Raw genomic sequence first — 23,449 nt, 5'->3', positions numbered from 1 at the left:
ATAATTAATTTAATAGCGATTCTATAGCTTCAAAGACTAATTGTGGCTCTTCAATTTGAATATAATGTCCACTATTTTCAGTAATAACGTGTGTAAAATCAGAAACACCTTCACCAAACGTGGCATGCACATCTACCCATCGTTGCGCATTTTCCGGAACCTCTAGACGATCTCTAGTACTTGTAAGGACTATAGTTGGTACATCTGGCAAAGTTGCTAGGTTTCCTAAAATTTCAAAATTTTCTATTATTTGAGCATATTCGTTTGCAGTCTCTGGACTACCATTTTCCATAAAAAATGCAACCCCTGCATCTTCAGCCACTTGAGTCACTACTTCAAAATCCTCATGACTTGGGTCAATAAATAATAACCCTTCTATCATTTCTGGATGTTGTACTGCATAATATCGAATGACTGCTCCTCCTAAAGAATGCCCAACTAGAATTACCTTATCATTTATTGATTTACTCAATATAACCTGATGAAGATCTTCTGCTAACTGAATAATATTTCTATCATTATTAGCAACCTCAGAAGGTTCATACCCTGCTCTATTATAAGCGATGACTTGATTCGTTTCAGAAAGACTTAAAAGCTTATACCAAGATTCGTAATTATCGCCAAGACCAGATTCGAAAACTAAGGTATGGTTTCCTTCACCTAGACTTTCGGTATATAAGTTGTAGTTACCAACATCAACCATGTTTTCTGGTAATTCTGCTTGTGGTGGGGTATTGTCATCATCATTACTACATGATGCCATTAGCAATAGAGATACCATTACTAACATTAATGTGTTCATTTTACTTTTAATTGTGTTCATTTTAATTGATTTTAATTGATAAATTATTTTAATTCTTCGACAAAGATGCCGTGTATTTAATGTGTTAAGGGTTTAGCCTTCAAGGACAAGAAAATAACAGGTTCGCGCTTACAAGGAAAGACCAAAAAACCCTATAAGCATTATTGTTTAAAGCCATTTATTTATTAAAATAGAGTGTGAGTTTACAAGCAAATGCTATAAATGCTGATATTTTCTTTTAAGTATTGAAAAATTCTGTAGGAATCTTGACTGCTTGTCATTTAAAATTATGCACCGTATAATTCTTTGTCAATTAATTTGAGATTACGTTCAATTTCACCTAAAGTTCTCAAATAAGTACTTTCCTTTTCCTCCATTACTTGGATAAGCATTATTACAAGATTTTGAAATTCATAGTTAAAAACAGCATCAGGCTTTTTGATTTCTTTTGTAGCAAATTTTAAAATAGGATTAATTGCTTTTATTACATGACTCATCATAGCATCATAATGAATACTTTCCATTCTATTCACATAATGATATAATTCTTCCAATTCTCTTATACCGTTAACAATTTCATGATTGTGTAGCAATTTAATGTCGCCACTATTTACCATCGTTTCGTATATATTACCCTCCTTATCAAAATCTGAATATTGTGTAAAATTATAAAGTATACTACCTAGGGTGTCTAATTTACTTCGATTATTGGAATCAATAATTTCATTGGCATACTTAAATTGAGCCATATAATGATTGTTATATCCCCTTTGGCCTTCAAGTAATTCCTTATCATCTATTATTTGCTCTTTAATATTTTCATAAAACCTTATTTCTGCATTTTTTTTAATTCTATTATCATCCCAATTACTCACTTGAAATGCTAAACTTATACCAATCATTACTAAAAGAATTTCGCCAACGGCATACGTTAAATACCGCTTTACTTTTCCTTCTTTAACTAGGTTTTGTCTTAAACTACTAAATAGTTTCATTTTTATTTGGTTTAGTCTTATCAGTACATTTCAAAACAATTGGTTGCAGTTGTATCTTTTCTAAAATTACTGAGGTACTTTGAAGTACCAAAACTTTTTTAGACTCTTTCTTTTTCATACCGAAAACAATTCGTAAGATGTTAAACTTACTAATTAGCCAATACAGTGCAACAGTAAACAAAAGGGATATTAGTGTAATTAATATGGCTTTTACAGCTACTGGTAGTTGCCATTGTAAAATTACATACCCAACAACAATAATTATAGGTTGATGCAATAAGTAAAATGGATAAATAGCTGTATTTAGAATTTTTCTAAACTTATGCTCTTTATTAAAATATACTTTACAGTAACCTATTACTGCTAATCCACAAGAAAGCGCGATAACCATTTCCGTAATAGGGTAGATATAACTTCTTCCAATTATGTTAATTTTAAAAACCCAAAACGCAAACATGAGAACAGTGAAAACAAATGTCTGTAATACATATAGACGTCTTTGATTGGCCACTGCTTGTATTACTTTATCACTCGTAAACAAAACAAAACCTATAAGAAAGAATAACAAGTAAAAGGTCATATACGCCCAATCATTATATAAAGCATGTGTGCTATCTGGAAAATATTGTCTTAAAATTAGTTGGGAGCCAATAATAATTAGTAATATCCAGTTTAACCCCATTTTTTTTGAAGCTATTGCAATTAATTTTCCTCTTAGCATATTAAAATGTCCGCTTCTGCTATATCTTATAAATGGCGATATTATTAATGAAACAACAAACAAGTACAAAATAAACCATAGGTGATGCCAAGAGAAATTTCCTGCTGGATAAATACCATCAAACATATGTGTGTAATAATTCCCTAGAGAACTATACTGGTCTATTTTTTCAATATAAACTTGAATTGGAACTAGAGTAAATACTCCAGCTATAAAAGGTAATAAAAGCCTTTTAACACGCTCTTTTAAGTATTGCTTTGTTGTGCGAAATCCAAGTGCATAAAATGTTCCAACTCCTGAAACTAAAAACAACAATGGCATTCTCCATAAATGTAACCAATGCATAATTGGTTCTAAAAAGTAAAAGGTCTCGTCACTTTTTACATGCCATCCCCATGGATTAAAAATCATTCCTACGTGGAAAAAGAATACACTTATAATAAGGGCTATTCTTAACCAATCTATAAAATACTTACGTTCGTTTTTTGTAGTTCCTTGCTTGTTCATCACTGTTCGTTTTTTGATTTGATTCAAAAGTAGAGACAGTGTGAAGGTTTTAACGAATTAGCCTATAAGTAAGGTGTTCGAGTTTATAAGGAAGCACTAAAAACAACTGATTATCAAACGATTACGAATCCCTGTAAGTAGAAGGTGTTTGCGAAGTAAATTTCTTAAAAGCCGTGTTAAAGGCAGATTTTGAGTTATAACCAACACGTTCAGCCACCTCTTCAATGGTTAGTTTTTTGCCTAAATCGGTTTTTAAAATATCTTTAGCTTCTTCTACTCTATATCCAGCCAACATCTCAAAAAATGACTGATTGAGCTTTTCGTTTATAACTTGTGAAACATGATGCGAGCTTTCTTTAATCTCTTTAGATAATCCAGATAATGATGCTGTACTACTTAAAAAATATTTTTCATCCCGCATTTGCATATTAATTGCATTCAAAATTATTTCTTTATCTTCTTTTACAAGGGATGACTTTTTATACTTTAAAACTGGGCCTTCTAAAAAATTAGAAACATCATTAAAATAATTGGAACTATTCATGATTTGTACAATTGTCATAAATAACATGAACGTTAAATATAAATATAAGAAATAATCGCCAGCATCGCTATTTCCAAAAAATAACTTCACCGCAACAAAAATGGCAATCAATATTAAAAAATGATATTGAGCATTGCGAATTGCTATTAATGTTTTATTAGTGGTATTCCATAATGTTTGCCCTAAAGAACGCACTTTACTAATAAGAATTTTTAAAGTTAGGGCAATATAAATAATAAATGATAAACCAGTAAGAAGATTTACATAGGTTCTAATTCCTAAAGGATCGTGCGAAATAAAATAATCTACCCTTATATATGGAATATCCAACTGCATCACACCTATGTTTGAATTATACTTAACCTCATCAGGCTGCATAAAATAGAAAACACAATATCCTAACCAAAAAATGAAAGGCAGAAAATGCAACCATTGTTTATCTTTTTTAAAACTTTTAAATTGAGAAATAACAAATAAATAAATCAACGGCGCTATTACAAAATTTAGAGGTTCTGCAAAATTGGTTGCCCATAATATTTGAAATATAAGGTTAGTATAATTCAACCAGCCCTCTAGCATTGTTATAGTCAAACTTAAAATAAGTAAACCCATAAAAAGGTTTGGCAAATTAGATTTCAAAGATTTTTTAATCAGGAAGTAGGAAATAAAAAAGCCTAAAAATAAACCTAAAGACATTATTAGGGCAACAAAATCTAGATGTAATGGTATTTCTTGCATATTTCAAAAATAAGAATAAAAAAAGCAACCTTAAAAAGGTTGCTTTCTCAATATTATAATTTCCAATTTATATTAAACATGCAAATGTCTATCCTGAATACTAGCTAAAGCCGCTTCTTTAATAGTATCTAATACTTAATGATTTTTTTAGATATACTTCCTGAATCAGATTTTATATTTAGCACATATAATCCACTTGAAAGAGACCTAGCATTTAAATTATTTAATCCTTGAATAAAAGAGCCTCTTAAAACTTCTTGACCTTGAATATTAAATAATTGGTAATTGGCACTTATATTCAAATCTATTTCAAAAACATTTTTTGTTGGATTTGGATATATTGAAATACTGGCTAAATCAAAATCTTCTGTTCCTAAAGCGCAAAATAAACTAAAATTCGCACCAATATCGCGCTGCCAATTGGGAGACGATTTTGCTGCCGCTTCAGCCAAATCATCTACTTGAATACAAGTAAGTAGATTATCATGTGCCCACATCCAATCTAATGTATCGTTACTGCCATTAGCAATATTTAAATAAGTTAACATATTCTCATTGCAATAAAACTCTAATAGATTAGGCAATAAACTTATATCTGCACTTGTAAAACTATTAATGCCTATATCTAAATATTGCAATTGTGTGTATTCTGCATAGTTTAAGGAAGATAAATTCATATCATAAGCCCATAACTGTGTTAACGTGGTCTTATTATCAGGTAAAGTTAAATTGGAAAGGTTTGTATTGCTACCCGGTTCAACATATTCTAAATTCGCATTATTGGATAAATCCAAACTTGAGAGGTTATTACTCCAAAGGCCAAAATCAACTAAACTTGTTAAACCAGAAACAACTATAGTATTCAAATTATTATTTGCACAATATAATGTTTCTAAATTAGGAAACACAGAAACATCCAATGAGCCAATTGGATTATCGCTGCAATCGAGATAAATCATATTATTATAAGGACTATTAGAAATTGTAAATGTATTAATTCCACTGCTAAAACATCTTACTTCAGATAAAGCGAGATTTGACGATATGTTCAATGTAGATAGAGAATTACTATTTGGAGGAGTACCCGAACTGGTAAAACACCATAATGTATCAAGATTACTACAAGTAGAAATATCTATAGAAGTTATTCCTGCATTGTGACATATTAAATCAATTAATTTAGTATTAGCATTTAGATTTAAAGTCCCTATATCTGAAGGTCCATTATTATAACATTGCAACACTTCCAAATCTGGGTAAGCACTCACATTTAAGCTACTTAAATTATTACCTCGGCATATTAGAGATGTTAATATATTATTGTTTGGAAGAATTAATTGATTTCCTCCATTACCTATATTATTTTCACCACAATCAATTTCTAACAGAGCTGTATTATTAAACTAGTCTAAAGCTATAAGTTGATTAAAACTACAATCTAATGTCTGCAAAGAAGAAAAAGCCTCAATGCCAGTCATATCTGAAATAAAATTTGAACTTACATCTAAATCAATAATCCCAGAAATATCTATAGTTAAAACTCTTCCATCGACTGTATTGTTTTCAGAATCAATTCCTTGATCTATTAATGCTTGTTCAAAATTACTGTCTGGTATACAAGTATAACCAGCGGCTGGGCATTGACCAAATGCTAATCCTTGAAATGAAAAATAAAGGGCTGCTAAAAGTAATTTTGTTTTCATAATATGTTATTTTAAATAACATAACATGAATAGTTAAGATACTAACATATTTATTGAAAGAAATCAAAATAGACTTGACGCGGGTAGCTAATTATAATAAGGGGAATACCATTATTCGATAATTCCCACACAAGATAATAAAAGTTTGATGAATTAACAATTTTTAATACTGGTCTTCAGTCAATTAGATATCTAATAAGACCTATATTAATTTATTCTTTAACTGAAAATTATTCTTTAATAATTTTTTTAGTTGCACTACCGCTACTTGTTTTAATATTTAAAAAATATACCCCATTAGGTAAGGACGAAATATTTAATTCATTATTTCCTTTTACTAAATCTCCCTTTTGCATTTCCTGACCAAGCACGCTTCCTAAACTGTAAGTTCCTTCTAAATCTAATTTAATATTAATTCTATCTTGTGTTGGATTAGGAAATAATCTCATATTTGATATATTAAAATCTTCTATGCCTAACGAACAATCAACACTATAACTGGTTCCTGGGTTTTTAAATGTCCAATTGGCATCACTCCATGCAACATTGTCTACGTCTACACACGTTAAATCTGGATTAGATTGGATATTAAAATCAGAATTGGCAACATTCGTGTTATTTCCATTTTTAACATTCAAAGTTTCTAATTTATTTACATTACATAATAGTTTAGTTAAACCTGTCATAAGATGCAAATCTAAATCTACTATATCATTACCCTGACATTGTATTGATTGTAATGCACTATTTAAAGATAGATCGAGAACAGTCAAACCATTTTGACTACAATCTAAATCTAGCAAAGCAGCATTAGTCGTTAATATAAGATCTGAAAGATTATTTTGTTTACAGTTTAATACTTCTAAATCCATGTTCAAGGAAACATTTAAATCGTTTAAATCATTATTATTACATGATAAGTTTTGTAATAAAATATTAGCATCTACATTTAATGTTCCTAACGGATTGTCACCACAAAACAAACTAGTTAATACAGTATTTTTACTCACATCTAGACTTTGAATATCATTGCTAAAAACAGATAATGACTCCAAGGCTATATTCTTGGTTACATCAATTGACTGTATTGGAGTATAAGACATATTAAGTTGTCTTAGTGCAACATTTTGAGTAATATTTAAACTTGTTAGGTTCGGGGAACTAACAAACAATAATTCCAATGCTATATTTTGAGAAAAATCTGCACTTATATACAAATTACTAGACACATATAATGTCTCTACAGCAGTAAATGCTTCAATTCCAGTTAAATCTGCTATATTTTTACTCGCTATATTTAAAAATGTAACAGCTTGTGCCTCTGTATTTAATATTTGATTGTCTGGCGTCATATTACTATCAATTCCAGCATCAATTAATGCCTGTTCAAAATTAGCATCTGGAATACAAGTATATCCTGCAGGTGGTGTACCACCAGGACATTGGGCAAAAATATAGACTTGAGAATAAAAAAATAGAACTGCTAAAAGTAATTTTGTTTTCATAATATGCTATTTTAAATAACATAACATGAATAGTTAAGGTACTAACTAATTTATTGAAAGCAACCAAATAGACTTAACAGGGCAGCTAATTATAATAGGGAGAATATCATAATTTGATAATTCTTACACAAGGTAGGAAAACTAATTAAAAAATACAATTAATACCTTGATATTTAAGAAGATAAAGTAAGCTATATATGTAATGGCCTGTTCTCTGTAGCAGCTAACGCCGCTTCTTTTATAGCTTCTGTAAATGTTGGATGTGCATGTGACATTCTAGATATATCTTCTGCAGAAGCCCTGTATTCCATCGCCACAACTGCTTCAGCAATCATATCTGCAGCACGAGCACCAATCATATGTACGCCTAAAATTTCATCTGTTTTTTTATCAGCCAGTATTTTTACAAATCCGTCTAAATCCATGCTTGCTCTACTTCTACCTAAAGCACGCATTGGGAATTGTCCAGTTTTATAGTCAACTCCAGCTTCTTTAAGTTGCTCTTCAGTTTTTCCTACTGCAGCTACTTCTGGCCATGTATAAACGACTCCAGGTATTAAATTGTAATCTATATGAGGCTTTTGTCCTGCTAACGTTTCTGCTACAAAAACGCCTTCTTCTTCAGCTTTATGTGCCAACATAGCTCCTTTAACAACATCTCCAATGGCATAAATATTTGATGCCGATGTTTGTAAATGATCATTAACTTCTACTCTACCTCTATCATCTAATTTCACACCAGCAGCTTCTGCATTTAAACCATCTGTATATGGACGTCGACCAACAGAAACTAAACAGTAATCACCTTTAAACTCAACTTCTTCTCCTTTTTTATTATCTGCTTTAACAATAACCTCATCACCAACACGCTCAACAGATTTCACCTTGTGAGATACTTGCATCTTAAACTTAGCTTTCTTGAAAACTTTATTTAATTCTTTAGATAAACCAGCATCCATAGTTGGGACAATTCTATCCATATATTCAACAACGGTTACTTCTGCTCCTAAACGTCTGTAAACTTGTCCTAATTCCAATCCAATAACACCACCTCCAATCACAATCATGTGCTTTGGAATTTCTTTCAATTTTAAAGCTTCAGTGGAGGTTATAATACGTTCTTTATCAACATTTATAAAAGGCAGATTTGATGGTTTACTACCCGTTGCAATAATGATGTTTTTCACTTCAATCTCTGTAGTTTCTTCTCCATTAACAACAATATGCGTTGCATCTTTAAAACTTCCTAAGCCTTGATAAACATCAATGTTGTTTTTCTTCATTAAAAAATCAATTCCGCCCGTAGTTTGATCCACAACCGCTTGTTTACGCGCAATCATTTTTTCTAAATTCACTTTAACATCACCAGGAATTTCTATCCCATGCTCTTCGAAATGTTTTACTGCATCTTCATAATGATGAGATGAATCTAGAAGTGCTTTACTCGGAATACATCCAACATTTAAACAAGTACCTCCAAGAGTTGCGTATTTTTCTATAATAGCAGTTTTCATGCCTAATTGTGCGCAACGAATAGCTGCAACATAACCTCCAGGTCCAGAGCCAATAACGGCTACATCATATGAATTCATATCTTAAAATTGAAATTTTTAAATAAAAAATATGCTTCAACCTAATCAATATGACATAGCAAAAGCGATAACAAAAATACAAATGTTTTGTGGGAACACAATGGAAATTATTAGCTTAATATAGTGGAATTCTAGTCTCCTTTAAACCCAAAGAAATTAAATACTCTTTTACTTCTAACGCGGCATCTCCTCCTTTTTCAGCATGGTGTAAAAGTGTAAATCCGTGAGGGCCTTTTGCATGAATTAGTTTTGGTGAAAATGCAATCATTGGTTTAATTATATCTATTTTACCAAATAAAGCTGCAGTAAATATATTTGCCTGTGCTCCTTTTTCTAATAGGTACATAGCTATTTCTTTATTTCCGACGTGGCTGGCTGCTCCTAGGCCTGTTTCGAAATCACCTCGTCTCCAATCATGAGCGGCATTTAATAACGTCGGGGTTTCTTCAAGTAACTCTTTTACTATATCAAATTTTCCATGAGATACTTGAACAAATTTTTCGACCAAAGCTTTATCTAATTGGGGTTCTTCCTGAGGTTTTGAAAAAGAAAATAAAGGCATCACAGGAATAATTAAAGATGATACTCCTACCGATTTAATAAACTGAGAACGATTCATATCTTTTAAGTTTTACTAAAACTAAAAAGAATTATCTAAGCGCCTCTATCTTTTAACATTGCATTATGTTAAAATAAATATTCTTGATTAAGTATTAAATTTATGTAGTTTTGTGCTCCATGCAAAAAAAGATTAACATACTAAACAAAAAGGCTCGCTTTCAATATGACATATTAGATAAGTATACTGCTGGTATTGTATTGACTGGAACTGAGATTAAATCCATAAGAAACAGCAAAGCTTCTATTGCCGAAAGCTTCTGTGAATTCAACGACAATGGAGAACTTTTTGTTATAAATATGACGATTGAAGAATATGCTTTTGGTAATTACTACAATCATAGACCAAAAGCAGAACGTAAGCTTCTTTTAAATAAAAAAGAATTAAAAAAATTACTTAAGGAAGTTCAAAACACAGGGCTTACTATTATTCCATTACGCTTGTTTATTAACGAAAAAGGTTTTGCTAAATTAGATATAGCCTTAGCGAAAGGTAAAAAACTTTTCGACAAACGTGAAACCATAAAAGACAGAGATAATAAGCGTGACCTTGATAGAATCAAGAAAAATTTCAAATAAATTAAGAGTCTCTTAACGCTTATAATCTGTTTTAATTTCTATTTTTCAATTTTAAAATTAGAAGATGAAAAAACTATCAACACTTTTATTTGTATGCATCCTTGCTACAAATTTAAATGGACAAAATAATACTGATGAGGAAGTTTTAGAATTTACTATAGATTCTTCAGCAGTACTCACTTTAGATAATACATTAAAGAGTTTATATGGGGTTATTTCTGGTGAGAAAGATGAGAAAAGAAATTGGAAGCAATTTAAATACCTCTTTAAACCTGACGCTAAATTAATTCCTTCTGGGAAAAATAATGCTGGTATTTATCAAGTGCGTTACATGTCTCCAGATGATTATATTAAAAGCTCAGGGAAATGGTTAGTCGAAAATGGTTTTTTTGAAAAAGAAATTAGCAGACGAGTAAACACCTTCGGTGGTATTGCACAAGTATTTAGCACCTATGAATCTTTTTATAGCGAAAAAGATACCGAACCATTTATGCGAGGTATCAATAGTATTCAACTGTTAAATGATGGAGAACGCTGGTGGGTTATTAACATCTACTGGACTCAAGAAACTGATGAAAACCCAATTCCTAAAGCGTATTTACCAGACTAAAATTAAAATAAAATTACTTTTTAAGATGAACAAAAAACATTCATTACTATCTGTCTTCATGTTGCTGATAGCATTTTATAGCTACTCACAAACAAAAGATAAACCCATTTTCAAGGATGGAGAAGCCCAAATAGTAGAAGCCTTTAATACTCCAGATAAGTGGATTAGACATGATTTATTTGTTGAAACAACTTTTGATACCGATGGTGATGGAATGCTAGATCGCATGCATGTATCAGTAACAAGGCCTTATCAAACAGATACCGAAGGTTTAAAACTTCCTGTTATTTATGTTTCAAGTCCATATTTCGCGGGTGTTGCTCCAGACGTAGAAGGTTTGTTTTGGGATGTAAAGCATGAACTTGGTGAAGAAGCAAAAGAACGTGTCCACCCCGAAGTAAAACGTTTGGGCAAACGTCCAATAATATCAAATTCTCACATAAAAAAATGGATTCCTAGAGGCTACATTGTTGTACATTCGTCTTCACCAGGAACAGGTTTATCTCAAGGATCTCCTACTGTAGGTGGCGATAATGAATCTTTTGCTCCTAGAGCTGTTATAGATTGGTTGTGCGGAAGAGTTAAAGGTTATACAGAGCCTTATGGAAATAAAATTGTAGACGCATTTTGGAGTACAGGAAAAGTTGGAATGACTGGCACATCTTATAACGGCACTATTCCGCTTGCAGCTGCAACTACGGGAGTTGACGGACTAGAAGTTATCATCCCAATTGCACCAAACACTTCTTATTATCACTACTACCGATCTAATGGTTTAGTCCGTTCGCCTGGTGGATATTTAGGAGAAGATATCGATGTTTTATATGATTTTATTCATAGTGGCGGCGAAGAGCCCATTATTCCTAGCGACTCAAAAACAGTGAATGATTCAAATATCCCTAAAACTTTTAATTCCAAAAGAGATTATAGTAATGCTTTAGTCCGTGATACCGAAATGATAAATGGTATGGATAGAATTACTGGAGACTATAATGACTTTTGGGCTGGAAGAGATTATCTAAATGACATGGAGCCAATGAAGGCCGCCTTACTAATGTCTCATGGTTTTAATGACTGGAACGTAATGCCAGAGCATAGCTACCGTATTTACAAGAAGGCAAAAGAAATGGGTCTTCCTGCACAAATATACTATCATCAATTTGGACATGGAGGTCCACCACCAGTTAGCATGATGAATAAATGGTTTACAAGATATTTACATGGTGTCGAGAATGGTTTAGAAAACGAACCAAATAAAGCTTGGATTGTTCGTGAGGATGATAAAATGGATGCTCCAACACCTTATAAAGATTATCCAAACCCTGAAGCAGAAAATGTTACACTTTATTTAGGCTCGGGGGCTCCCGCTAAAGGAGGTTTATTTGCCGAAAAAGAACAAACCCAAAATAAAGAAAAAATTATTGATAATTATTCATTTACGGGAGAAGCATTAGCAAAAGCAGAAATAACAGAACATCGTTTATTATTTGTTACTCCAAAATTGAAAAAGGGTCTCCACATATCAGGAATACCTAAAATTACAGTTAAATTAGCAAGTAATAAACCAGCAGCTAATTTATCGGTTTGGTTAGTATCACTTCCATGGAATGATAGTAGAAAAGCAAAAACAACAGATAATATTATAACACGTGGGTGGGCAGACCCACAAAATTATAAATCACTTACCAAAAGTGAACCTTTAGAACCAGGTAGGTTTTATGAGGTTACGTTTGACTTACAGCCAGATGATCAAATTATTAAAGTTGGACAACAAATAGGTTTAATGATTTTTTCCAGTGATAAAGAATATACTTTGCATCCAGAACCAGGAACTGAATTAACCATAGATTTAGAAGGCACTAGTTTGACTTTGCCTGTAGTTGGTGGGATTGAGAGTTTTAGTGAAGCTACCAATTAATCTTTCTTGTTTCTTAAATAATTAAACCCTTTATTAAATTTAATGAAGGGTTTAATTATTTAATTTTTATCTTCCAACAAAGGCACAAATCGAAATTCACCAAATTCCTCCTGCTCAAATTCTTTTTGACCTTTTCTAGTAAACATGGTCATAACTTGTACATCATCACCCACTGGAATTACTAACTTACCGCCTATTTTTAATTGACTCAACAATGGCTTTGGCACAAAAGGCGCTCCAGCCGTAACGAGAATACCATCAAAAGGGGCCTCTTCTTTAAGACCATTATAACCATCGCCGAAAATAAGTTTCTTTGCCCGATAACCAAGTTTAGGCAAAAATTTACTCGTTCTTTTAAACAATTCATTCTGACGCTCAATACTATAAACTTTAGCTCCTAATTCACACAAAACAGCTGTTTGGTATCCGCTACCTGTACCGATTTCAAGAATTTTATCACCAGTTTTTACCTGAAGTAATTCTGTTTGAAAAGCCACCGTATAAGGCTGTGAAATGGTCTGGTCTGCAGCAATAGGAAACGCTTTATCCTGATAAGCATGATCTAAAAAACCAGAGTCCATAAACAAGTGACGAGGAATTCTGCCAATAGCATTTAATACAGCTTCATCTTTTATCCCTTTGTCTATTAAAACTTTAACTAGTTTTTGCCTTAATCCTTTATGTTTAAATGTATCGTTCAATTCTTATTCGTGTTTAGCTGGTTAAAATTAGGGAAACATTTTAAGTATGAAACCAATTAATTGAAATTTATTTTTCCACAATTAAACCACAAAAAATTAACCTGAAATAAATAAAATCGTCCTTTAAATATGTTATTTTTGTTGAAAACGTAATATTATGCTAAAAGCTGGTGTACTTGGTGCTGGCCACCTGGGAAAAATTCATTTAAGACTACTTAATCAATCTAAAAAATATGAACTAGTAGGTTTTTATGATGCCGATAAAACAAATGGCAAAAATGTTGAAGCTGAGTTTGGGTATAAATTTTTCAATTCCATAGAGTCTTTAATAGATGCCGTGGATGTGGTCGATATTGTTACACCTACACTCTCCCATTACGACTGTGCAAAAGAAGCCATAGCTAAAGGTAAGCATATCTTTATTGAAAAACCCATTACAAATACCGTTGAAGAAGCAGAACATATACGAGAACTATTAGCTGAACATAACTTGCGTGGTCAAGTAGGCCATGTTGAACGTTTTAATCCAGCGTTTATTGCAGTAAAAGATGATATTAAATCACCAATGTTTATTGAGACACATCGTTTGGCAGAGTTTAATCCGCGCGGTACAGATGTTCCAGTAGTATTAGATTTAATGATTCATGATATAGATATTATACTTAGTATTGTAAAATCTAAGGTAAAACATGTTTCAGCAAGTGGTGTTGCAGTTATTAGTGATACACCAGATATTGCAAATGCTCGTTTAGAATTTGAAAATGGATGTGTAGCAAACTTAACAGCGAGTAGAATTTCTCTAAAGAAAATGAGGAAAGCGCGTTTCTTTCAAAAGGACGCCTATATTTCAGTTGACTTTCTTACCAAAAAATGTGAGGTTGTTAAAATGAAGGATGCCCCAGAAAACCCTGGTGATTTCGATATGATTTTACAAAACGCAGAAGGTATCAAAAAGCAAATATATTTTGATAACCCACCAATTCCTGATAATAATTCAATTTTAGACGAATTAGAAACCTTCGCAGATGCTATAAATAATAATTCGACACCTATTGTCACTTTACATGATGGTACAGAAGCTCTTCGTGTGGCAACTCAAATAATAAATAGTTTTTAAATGAAGAATGTTGCTGTTATTGGTGCAGGTACTATGGGTAATGGTATAGCACATACATTTGCTCAAAGTGGTTTTAAAGTTCAGTTAATTGATGTTAATAAGGAAAACTTAAAAAAAGGTATTCAAACTATTGCTGCTAATTTAGATAGAATGGTGGCAAAAGAAAGAATTACTGAAACACAAAAAATAGCTACTTTAAATAATATTACGCCTTTTACTAATATTAAAGAAGGAGTTGACTATGCTGCTTTAGTGGTTGAAGCGGCTACCGAGAATCTAGAATTAAAACTTAAAATTTATAAAGAACTTGACGAAGCGTGCTCAGAATCAGCGATTTTAGCAACAAACACTTCCTCCATTTCTATTACTCAAATTGCTGCGGTAACTTCTAACCCAGAACGCGTTATTGGGATGCATTTTATGAACCCTGTTCCTATCATGAAATTGGTTGAGATTATTCGTGGTTATAATACCAGTGATGAAGTGACAAAAACTATTATGGATCTTTCTAAAACTTTAGGAAAAGTACCTGTAGAAGTTAATGACTATCCTGGCTTTGTAGCAAATCGCATTTTAATGCCCATGCTAAATGAATCTATTGAAACATTATACAATGGCGTGGCAGGTGTTGAGGAGATAGATACTGTTATGAAATTGGGTATGGCTCATCCTATGGGACCCCTTCAACTTGCAGATTTTATTGGTCTGGATGTTTGTTTGTCTATTTTAAATGTAATGTATGACGGTTTCAAAAACCCAAAATATGCACCCTGCCCTTTATTAGTCAATATGGTTAGAGCAGGTAAACTTGGTGTTAAATCTGGTGAAGGGTTTTACGATTATTTTGAAAGCAGAAAAGCCGAAAAAGTATCCCAGCAATTTCAAAAATAATTCATCCTAATTAACGTTTTAGCTTCTTCCCTTATAATGTCGATAAAAGAAAATCTTTTAAACATAAAATCTAAATTACCCAAGAATATCACTCTAGTAGCTGTTTCTAAAACAAAACCTGTTAGTGATTTAATGGAAGCATACAATGCTGGGCAGCGTGTTTTTGGAGAGAATAAAATTCAAGAAATGGTTGACAAATATGAAATCATGCCTAAAGATATTGAATGGCATATGATAGGTCATGTACAGCGGAATAAAGTAAAATATATGGCTTCTTTTGTTAGTTTAATTCATGGTGTAGATAATTTAAAACTATTAAAAGAAATTGATAAGCAAGCTAAAAAGCATGATAGAATTATTGATTGCTTGCTTCAAATAAAAATAGCTTCAGAAGATTCAAAATTCGGCATGTCTTCAAGTGATGCATTAGAAATTATTCATTCTGAAAGTTTTTCAGAATTAAAAAACATTAAAGTAACTGGTGTTATGGGAATGGCAACCTTTACTAATAATGAATCACAAATAGAAAGAGAATTTAAGTTTTTAAGACACACGTTCGATGATTTAAAAGTTACTCAATCCAAAAACTGTAAATTAGAGATTATTTCAATGGGTATGAGTAGCGATTATTTGCTGGCTATAGATTGTGGCAGTAATATGGTCCGCGTTGGAAGTAGTATCTTCGGTAACAGAAATTATGATTAGAAAACTAAAGATACTTCTCTTAAAAACTCCTCAATGAGAATAGAACTTAACAAAACCAAATAAAAGCATAAACACTTTTTGTACGCAATATTAGACATAGAAACCACCGGAGGAAAGTATAATGAAGAAGGCATTACTGAAATAGCAATATATAAGTATGATGGCCATGAAGTAGTAGATCAATTTATTAGCTTAATTAACCCAGAGCGTGAGATTCAGCCATTCGTAGTTAACCTAACAGGCATAAACAGCAACATGTTGCGCAATGCTCCTAAATTTTACGAAGTAGCAAAACGCATAGTTGAAATTACAACTGATTGTATTCTAGTGGCACATAACGCCCAGTTTGATTATAGAATTTTGAGTACTGAATTTCGTCGCTTGGGCTTCGAATACGAGCGAAAATCCCTTTGTACAGTCGAATTGGCTAAAGATTTAATTCCAGAGCAGCCATCTTATAGCTTGGGTAAATTGGTGCGTTCTCTAGGAATTCCTTTAACAGATAGACATAGAGCTTCAGGAGATGCTTTAGCTACTATTAAGTTGTTTAAAATGTTAATTGACAAGGATACCTCAAAGAGTATTATTCAGCAATCTGTAAGATTAAATCCAAAGCACCAGCTAGAACCGCGTCACATTGATATCATTGCAGAACTACCAGCTATAACTGGGGTTTATTATATACACAAATTGGATGGCGAAATAATTTATATTGGTAAAAGCAAAAACATAAAGAAGCGCATTAATCAGCACTTTACTGGTACAAATCCGAAATCAAAAAAAATACAAGCATTAGTTACTACAGTAACTTATGAAGCTACAGGAAGCGAGCTTGTTGCACTTTTAAAAGAAAGTGAAGAAATAAAAAGAAACAAACCTATATTCAATCGTGCATTAAGACGTACTACTTTTACACACGCTTTATATAGTTTTACAGATGAAAATAATTACATCAATCTAAAAATTGATGTAGCTGATTATAGAAAAAAACCGATTACCACCTTTAGCAACCGACAAAGCGGTAAGAGTTTTATTGAAAAATCAATTGATGATTTTAAACTTTGCCAAAAATTAACGGGTGTTTACAAAACCAAAACAAGTTGTTTTAATTATGATATTAAAACTTGTGAAGGCGCCTGTATTCAAGAAGAGTTACCAAAAAATTATAATAAGCGCGTCTCCGCCCTCATAGAGAAAAACAGCTATAAGAATAAAAACATGGTTATTATTGATAAAGGTCGCGAAGTAGATGAAAAAAGTGCCATCTTAATTGAAAACGGTCTTTTTAAAGGCTTAGGGTTTTTCAACTTAAATTATCAAATAAATAATATAGAAGTTTTAGAATCTATTATAACACCAATGGATAACAATCGAGATACACAACATATTATTCAAAGTTACTTAAGACGAAAAAAAGGGTTTAAAATAGTTGAATTAAATACCAATTCAACAAATACCTAATCTTTTATTACATTTGATAACATGGATAAACCAAAAAAACATAGTTGGAGATTTAGACTTCATGAAATTATCTACGAAGCTGATACAACAGCAGGTAAGGTTTTTGACATCATACTTTTTATTGCCATTATAGTTAGTATTATTTTTGTAATGCTTGAGAGTATTGATGAAATTGATAAAAAACATCACGCTCTTTTGAATACTGCAGAATGGGTAATAACAATCTTATTTTCAATAGAATATATTGCTAGAATTATAGCAGTCAAGAAGCCTACTAAATATATTTTTAGCTTTTATGGTATTATTGATTTACTTTCTACTATTCCAAAGTATTTGTCGTTCTTTTTAGTAGGATCGCATTCTTTGGTTGCGTTGAGAGCTTTAAGACTTCTTCGTATATTTAGAATCCTCAAGCTTACAAGATATATTGGCGAGTCTACTAACCTAATTAGAGCCTTAAAAGTAAGTAGAGCAAAAATCATCTTGTTTATGATGTTTGTCTTTATTCTTTGTGTGATTTTAGGAACCATCATGTATTTGGTTGAAAGCGGTCAGGATAGTGGTTTTACGAGTATTCCTAGAAGTGTTTATTGGGCTATTGTAACACTAACTACAGTAGGCTACGGAGACATTGCTCCAGCTACGGCATTAGGGCAATTAATAGCGTCTGTTATCATGTTAATGGGTTATGCCATAATTGCGGTACCTACAGGTATTGTTTCTGCGGAAATGGTAAAAACCAATAAACGTTCCATTCAAACCAATACACAAACTTGCCAATATTGCATGGCTAGAAAGCATCGCGATAATGCTGAGTATTGTTATAATTGTGGTGAATTATTAAATGAAGACTAAATACCTTATTTCCATTGTTGGTCCAACTGCAATTGGAAAAACAGCACTTAGCATTAAGTTAGCACAACATTTTAATACTGAAATAATTTCGGCAGATTCTAGACAATTTTTCAAGGAAATGCAGATAGGAACCGCAGCTCCATCAAAGGAAGAGTTAGCTGATGCAAAGCATCATTTTATTCATCATAAATCTATTCATGACACATATAATGTAGGTGCTTTCGAAAAAGATGCTTTACATAAACTAAATTCTTTATTTGAATTACATAATGTGGTGGTTCTGGTTGGTGGTTCTGGGCTCTATGTGGACGCAGTTACTCTTGGGCTAGATGATTTCCCAGAAGTTGATAGTAATATTAGAGAGGCATTAAATAATGATTTAAAAACGAAAGGGCTGGAATATCTCCAGAATCAATTACAATCTCTAGATCAAGAATCTTTTAAAACTATTGCTATAGAAAACCCCCACCGTATTATTAGAGCATTAGAAATTTCAATGGGTACTGGCAAGCCTTATTCTTCTTTTTTAAATCAAGGAAAAGCGAAGCGTAACTTTAAAACAGTAACTATTGGTTTAACAGCGGAAAGAGAAACGATTTATAATCGCATCAATGAACGCGTCGATATAATGATATATGACGGTCTAATAGATGAAGTAAAGAGTCTGTTGGAATATAAAAACTTGAACGCCTTGAAAACAGTTGGTTACAAAGAAATATTTAATTATTTTGATGGCTTGTGGGAACTAGATTTTGCTATTTCAGAAATCAAAAAAAATACCCGGCGTTTTGCCAAACGACAGCTCACATGGTTCAAAAAAAATAACAGCACTTTTTGGTTTGATTATAAGACTCCTTTAACTGAAATTATAAAAAACATCGAAGATGGTATACGATGAAACACCACTAGATAACCCTGTTTGGTATGCATTAACTGAACATCAGAATAATGAAGCCATTGATTATGGAAATGTGAAGTTTTATCATCCAGACTATGCACCATTTGGAGCCTTTATAAATAATGAAGATACAAGTGATGCTATTGATGCCCACTCTAAATTAATTAAAGATTTTTTTATCGTAGGCGATAAACCAAAATTACCTTCACACATTAGATCAATAAAAGAATATATTGGGTTGCAAATGATTCTGTATAATGAAACAGACTATGCAATTACAGAAAACATCATCGAACTAACTGATGAACATTATGATGATTTAATGGTTTTAATAAAATTAGTTTATCCAGAGTTTTTTAAAAAGAAGACACAAAAATTAGGACAATATTTTGGTATTTATAAAGAAGAAAAACTTGTAGCAGCCATAGGAGAGCGCATGCAAACCAAAAATTTTATTGAGATAAGTGCCGTTATCACCCATCCTTACCATACAGGGAATGGTTATGCGAAACAGCTCATAACATATACTGCAAATGGTATTTTCAAAAAGAACAAAGTAGCATTTCTACATGTTGACCAAACCAACATTGGCCCAATTAAACTTTATGAAAAACTTGGGTTTGAACTAAGAAGAACTTTTAGTTTTTGGAGAATTCAAGTTTAAAACAATGTAATCTGCCCCTCTTCATCAATTTCAAAATTATCACTAGACCCATTTTCTGAAGCCGGTAGTTGTCCATCAATTTTCTTTATTTTCTCAGGGCTTTCTGGAGTAACCTCTGTTTCATCAATTACTTCTAATTCATCTGCATGAACTTCTTCTGGTGCTTCATAAGGCAAAGGATCTAGTAAATTTACTTGATTCACTTTATCCTTAGTTAATTGATTTCCTAAAGCAGTAATACCCTTAACCGAAATAAATTCTTCTAGATTTATTTCTAGGTTATCCTTTCTCTCTTTACCACGCTCTTTAGCAAAAACTACTTCTGCCATAGGTTTCCAATCGGTTGAAACAATTTCTAACTGCGAATTAGGATGTTCGGGAATAAAAATTTCTTCTCGCCCTTCATTCTCAATTAAAAAACGCTTAACATAATACAGCTCCTTTTCTCCATTAAAGTATACAGCAGATATTGGTTTTTTTGGAATCCATTTTTCCAGAACAATCATATCATTATCAAAATGCATGGTAACTTCTGGAGTCACTGTTTTAATTACCCCAGATTGTGTTATAATTAGTAATTTGTCTTCACCTCGAAACTCACCAACGAGTTCTCCTCTCCCATCAACATTAAGTCTTTGCACATTATCATCAAACCAGATTTTACGAGGTTTTAAAGTAGAAACACCCTTCTCTTTTAATTCTACACGTTTAATAGAGTATTTTGTGACCAAATTTCCCTTGGACACACGACCTTTAATAATAATATCGGCAAAATCAATATCCCATTTTAATTTTTTAATACTTCCTGCTTGTCGTAAATTAATAGTGACGACTTCTGCTTCCCCATTAGGGTTTGCTGAAAAATATAAAACCACGGAGCCTTTGTTTCCATTAGTTAGATCGTATTCTCTATCTCTTGTAATGGAGGTAACTGCAAACCTCTTAATATATGAAGGACCTCCTTTACCGTCACGATAAATCATATTATATATGGTACGCTTATCCTTCTTTTTAAAGACAGCTACATGGATAATATCCTTACCAATAAAAGTTTTGGAGTCTACTTTTGTAACCATCATTTTACCTTCTTTGGTAAAAACAATAATATCATCAATATCACTACAATCACCAACGTATTCATCTCTCCTCAGTGACGTACCAACAAATCCTTCTGCTCTATTTACATAAAGCTTCGTGTTTCTAATAACCACTTTAGTTGCATCTACATCATCAAAGGTTCTTATTTCTGTTTTGCGTTCTCGCCCTTCTCCATATTCTTTTTTAAGCCTTGTGAAATAAGCAATTGCATAATCAATTAGATTAGCCAAATGATGTTTTATCTCTGCTATTTGATCTTCTAAAGCATCAATTTTTTGCTGTGCTTTATCAATATCAAACTTCGAAATACGTTTAATTCTAATGTCAGTTAAACGAACAATATCATCTTCAGTTACGCTACGTTTTAAATGCTTTATGTGAGGTTTTAGACCTTTGTCTATAGCACTAATTACACCTTCCCAAGTTTCTTCTTCCTCAATATCTCGATAAATTCTGTTTTCAATGAAGATACGCTCCAACGAAGCAAAATGCCATTGTTCTTCAAGCTCACTAAGCTTAATTTCTAATTCTTGCTTTAACAATTGAACTGTGTTATCTGTACTTCTGCGTAACATTTCAGTAACACCAACAAATAACGGTTTATTGTCCTCAATAACACAACCCAAAGGTGAGATAGACGATTCACAACTAGTAAAAGCGTATAGGGCATCAATTGTTTTATCGGGAGACAACCCGGAAGGTAAATGCACTAAAATTTCAACTTCTGCGGCCGTATTATCTTCAATTTTTTTAACCTTTATTTTTCCTTTGTCGTTTGCCTTTAAGATGGAATCTATTAAAGAAGATGTTGTTGTTCCAAAAGGCAATTCAGTAATAACTAATGTGTTTTTATCTAACTGTGCTATTTTTGATCGAACCCGAACTTTACCTCCGCGAAGTCCATCATTATAATTAGAAAAATCGGCAATTCCTGCTGTTGGGAAATCTGGAAGAATAGTAAAACGCTTCCCTTGTAAGTGTTTTATTGAAGCATCAATAAGTTCTATGAAATTATGAGGCAATATTTTTGTTGACAAACCAACGGCTATCCCCTCGCCTCCTTGAGCCAATAAAAGCGGAAACATGACTGGCAAGTTAACAGGTTCTTTACGACGACCATCGTAACTTGCTTGCCACTCAGTAATTTTAGGGTTGAAAACAACGTCTAATCCAAACTTAGAAATGCGCGCCTCAATATAACGAGATGCTGCTGCTCTATCTCCTGTTAAAATGTTTCCCCAGTTTCCTTGTGTATCAATTAGCAAATCTTTCTGTCCTATTTGGACCATTGCATCCGCTATACTCGCATCACCATGCGGATGGTATTGCATTGTATGCCCAACAATATTGGCAACCTTATTGTAGCGCCCATCATCTAAGTCCTTCATGGAATGCATGATACGGCGCTGTACTGGTTTAAATCCATCTTCAATTGCGGGTACAGCACGCTCCAAAATAACATAAGACGCATAATCTAAAAACCAATCTTTATACATTCCCGTTACACGGGTAATGGTTTCTTGGGGTTCGTCTTGATGATTTATTAAATTGTCACTTTCTTCTGCCATTAAATAGTTTCTTTATTTCTATTAGCTTTTACCATTTTTCGTAAAGACTGTCTTATATATTTTCTTTTTTTTCTATTAACTAGTGTCACATTAAAATTTGCCCGTTTTGTGTTTCCAGAAGGTTTTCTAATATATAAAGTCAAACTTTTGTATACCAAATAATTGCTAAACTTATAGGAAATTAAATCTGCTTTTTCAAATTCTACTTGGTATTCTCTATAATTTACATAATCAGTTAAAAGCAGCCCACGATTTATCAATACCACTTTCATTCCATCGCTATCGTACTCGAAATATTTTGCAATCCAATGTACCAAAAACAGCAGACCAACAAACCCAAGTAAAAACATTAAAAAAGTATAGGTAGCGCTTCCTGTTAAATCTTTGAAAGCACTAAAAACAGTCGCCATAATAATAGCCATAACAATAAGAATAAAATATACAGAAATAATTACATTTCGAATTTTACCATTATTAGTTCTCATAAATTATCTAGTTGTTAACTCTCAGCTTTGTAGTCTCAGAATTTATTTTAAATAAACTCTTAATTTTTTGGTTTACCGTTAAGCATTACTCTTCCCTTTTTACGACGTCTCTTTGCATTGTCAGTCACATCGTGTGCATGTAAATAATCATAAGATCTTTTCTTTGCTGTTTTT

At 32.4% G+C, this 23,449-nt stretch carries 22 protein-coding genes; 10 read left to right on the top strand and 12 right to left on the bottom strand.

The window, feature by feature from the left end; translation table 11 throughout:
* Positions 1–4: 4 nt before the first annotated feature.
* The 9 genes from AC2D6V_RS09315 to AC2D6V_RS09275 all read right to left on the bottom strand — a co-directional run bounded on the left by AC2D6V_RS09315 (position 5) and on the right by AC2D6V_RS09275 (position 9,726).
* A complete protein-coding gene (locus AC2D6V_RS09315; RefSeq protein WP_484647859.1) occupies positions 5–823 on the bottom strand; it encodes an alpha/beta fold hydrolase in 819 nt (272 codons plus the stop codon).
* A 266-nt stretch (positions 824–1,089) separates the two neighbouring features.
* Positions 1,090–1,797: a DUF6090 family protein gene (locus tag AC2D6V_RS09310; RefSeq protein ID WP_484647857.1), complete on the bottom strand. Its 708-nt coding sequence runs from the start codon at positions 1,795–1,797 to the stop codon at positions 1,090–1,092.
* Positions 1,784–3,025 carry an acyltransferase family protein gene (locus AC2D6V_RS09305; RefSeq protein WP_484647856.1) on the bottom strand — a complete coding sequence of 414 codons (1,242 nt, stop codon included), beginning with the start codon at positions 3,023–3,025 and terminating at the stop codon, positions 1,784–1,786. Before AC2D6V_RS09305 ends, AC2D6V_RS09310 begins: the two co-directional genes overlap by 14 nt.
* Positions 3,026–3,146: 121 nt before the next feature.
* The gene (locus tag AC2D6V_RS09300; RefSeq protein ID WP_484647855.1) at positions 3,147–4,307 is read right to left on the bottom strand and encodes a helix-turn-helix domain-containing protein; all 1,161 of its coding nucleotides are present in this window, start codon (positions 4,305–4,307) and stop codon (positions 3,147–3,149) included.
* Positions 4,308–4,435: 128 nt separating this feature from the next.
* A complete protein-coding gene (locus AC2D6V_RS09295) occupies positions 4,436–5,575 on the bottom strand; it encodes a T9SS type A sorting domain-containing protein (RefSeq protein WP_484647854.1) in 1,140 nt (379 codons plus the stop codon).
* A gap of 135 nt (positions 5,576–5,710) precedes the next feature.
* Positions 5,711–6,010, bottom strand: coding sequence for a hypothetical protein (locus AC2D6V_RS09290; RefSeq protein WP_484647853.1), 300 nt, complete (start codon positions 6,008–6,010; stop codon positions 5,711–5,713).
* Between the two features lie 230 nt (positions 6,011–6,240).
* On the bottom strand, positions 6,241–7,515 hold the full coding sequence (locus AC2D6V_RS09285) for a T9SS type A sorting domain-containing protein (RefSeq protein WP_484647852.1): 1,275 nt from the start codon (positions 7,513–7,515) through the stop codon (positions 6,241–6,243).
* Between the two features lie 191 nt (positions 7,516–7,706).
* On the bottom strand, positions 7,707–9,107 hold the full coding sequence (gene lpdA / locus AC2D6V_RS09280; protein ID WP_484647851.1) for a dihydrolipoyl dehydrogenase: 1,401 nt from the start codon (positions 9,105–9,107) through the stop codon (positions 7,707–7,709).
* A 115-nt stretch (positions 9,108–9,222) separates the two neighbouring features.
* Positions 9,223–9,726 (bottom strand): ankyrin repeat domain-containing protein, encoded by a 504-nt coding sequence (locus tag AC2D6V_RS09275; protein ID WP_484647850.1) that lies wholly within the window; start codon positions 9,724–9,726, stop codon positions 9,223–9,225.
* 119 nt (positions 9,727–9,845) lie between these two features.
* Here AC2D6V_RS09275 and smpB point away from each other — a divergent pair, with 119 nt between their 5' ends.
* The 3 genes from smpB to AC2D6V_RS09260 all read left to right on the top strand — a co-directional run bounded on the left by smpB (position 9,846) and on the right by AC2D6V_RS09260 (position 12,832).
* The gene (gene smpB / locus AC2D6V_RS09270; protein WP_484647849.1) at positions 9,846–10,304 is read left to right on the top strand and encodes an SsrA-binding protein SmpB; all 459 of its coding nucleotides are present in this window, start codon (positions 9,846–9,848) and stop codon (positions 10,302–10,304) included.
* A 64-nt stretch (positions 10,305–10,368) separates the two neighbouring features.
* Positions 10,369–10,914 (top strand): hypothetical protein, encoded by a 546-nt coding sequence (locus tag AC2D6V_RS09265; RefSeq protein ID WP_484647848.1) that lies wholly within the window; start codon positions 10,369–10,371, stop codon positions 10,912–10,914.
* Between the two features lie 25 nt (positions 10,915–10,939).
* On the top strand, positions 10,940–12,832 hold the full coding sequence (locus tag AC2D6V_RS09260; protein WP_484647847.1) for a Xaa-Pro dipeptidyl-peptidase: 1,893 nt from the start codon (positions 10,940–10,942) through the stop codon (positions 12,830–12,832).
* Positions 12,833–12,891: 59 nt separating this feature from the next.
* Here the strand turns inward: AC2D6V_RS09260 and AC2D6V_RS09255 are convergent, their stop codons facing one another.
* Positions 12,892–13,533, bottom strand: coding sequence for a protein-L-isoaspartate(D-aspartate) O-methyltransferase (locus tag AC2D6V_RS09255; protein ID WP_484647846.1), 642 nt, complete (start codon positions 13,531–13,533; stop codon positions 12,892–12,894).
* A 157-nt stretch (positions 13,534–13,690) separates the two neighbouring features.
* Between AC2D6V_RS09255 and AC2D6V_RS09250 the strand changes: the two genes are divergently transcribed.
* From AC2D6V_RS09250 to AC2D6V_RS09220, 7 genes are all read left to right on the top strand, one after another.
* The gene (locus tag AC2D6V_RS09250; RefSeq protein ID WP_484647845.1) at positions 13,691–14,650 is read left to right on the top strand and encodes a Gfo/Idh/MocA family protein; all 960 of its coding nucleotides are present in this window, start codon (positions 13,691–13,693) and stop codon (positions 14,648–14,650) included.
* Positions 14,651–15,541 carry a 3-hydroxyacyl-CoA dehydrogenase family protein gene (locus AC2D6V_RS09245; RefSeq protein ID WP_484647844.1) on the top strand — a complete coding sequence of 297 codons (891 nt, stop codon included), beginning with the start codon at positions 14,651–14,653 and terminating at the stop codon, positions 15,539–15,541.
* Between the two features lie 36 nt (positions 15,542–15,577).
* Positions 15,578–16,246, top strand: coding sequence for a YggS family pyridoxal phosphate-dependent enzyme (locus AC2D6V_RS09240; RefSeq protein WP_484647843.1), 669 nt, complete (start codon positions 15,578–15,580; stop codon positions 16,244–16,246).
* A gap of 78 nt (positions 16,247–16,324) precedes the next feature.
* Positions 16,325–17,707, top strand: coding sequence for an exonuclease domain-containing protein (locus AC2D6V_RS09235; protein WP_484647842.1), 1,383 nt, complete (start codon positions 16,325–16,327; stop codon positions 17,705–17,707).
* 21 nt (positions 17,708–17,728) lie between these two features.
* Complete coding sequence (locus tag AC2D6V_RS09230; RefSeq protein WP_484647841.1) at positions 17,729–18,562, top strand: ion transporter; 834 nt, start codon at positions 17,729–17,731, stop codon at positions 18,560–18,562.
* On the top strand, positions 18,552–19,460 hold the full coding sequence (miaA, locus tag AC2D6V_RS09225) for a tRNA (adenosine(37)-N6)-dimethylallyltransferase MiaA (protein ID WP_484647840.1): 909 nt from the start codon (positions 18,552–18,554) through the stop codon (positions 19,458–19,460). Before AC2D6V_RS09230 ends, miaA begins: the two co-directional genes overlap by 11 nt.
* A complete protein-coding gene (locus AC2D6V_RS09220) occupies positions 19,447–20,124 on the top strand; it encodes a GNAT family N-acetyltransferase (RefSeq protein ID WP_484647839.1) in 678 nt (225 codons plus the stop codon). Before miaA ends, AC2D6V_RS09220 begins: the two co-directional genes overlap by 14 nt.
* Here the strand turns inward: AC2D6V_RS09220 and AC2D6V_RS09215 are convergent.
* Both AC2D6V_RS09215 and AC2D6V_RS09210 read right to left on the bottom strand, forming a co-directional pair.
* Positions 20,121–22,790 carry a DNA gyrase/topoisomerase IV subunit A gene (locus tag AC2D6V_RS09215; protein ID WP_484647838.1) on the bottom strand — a complete coding sequence of 890 codons (2,670 nt, stop codon included), beginning with the start codon at positions 22,788–22,790 and terminating at the stop codon, positions 20,121–20,123. The two genes, AC2D6V_RS09220 and AC2D6V_RS09215, sit on opposite strands and share 4 nt — an antisense overlap.
* The gene (locus AC2D6V_RS09210; protein WP_484647837.1) at positions 22,790–23,275 is read right to left on the bottom strand and encodes a hypothetical protein; all 486 of its coding nucleotides are present in this window, start codon (positions 23,273–23,275) and stop codon (positions 22,790–22,792) included. Before AC2D6V_RS09210 ends, AC2D6V_RS09215 begins: the two co-directional genes overlap by 1 nt.
* Between the last annotated feature and the right edge of the window lie 174 nt (positions 23,276–23,449).

It is taken from the genome of Algibacter sp. YIN40 (assembly GCF_057219435.1).
The sequence above is the reverse complement of the archived record's forward strand: the minus strand, read 5'-3'. Positions and strand labels throughout refer to the sequence as shown.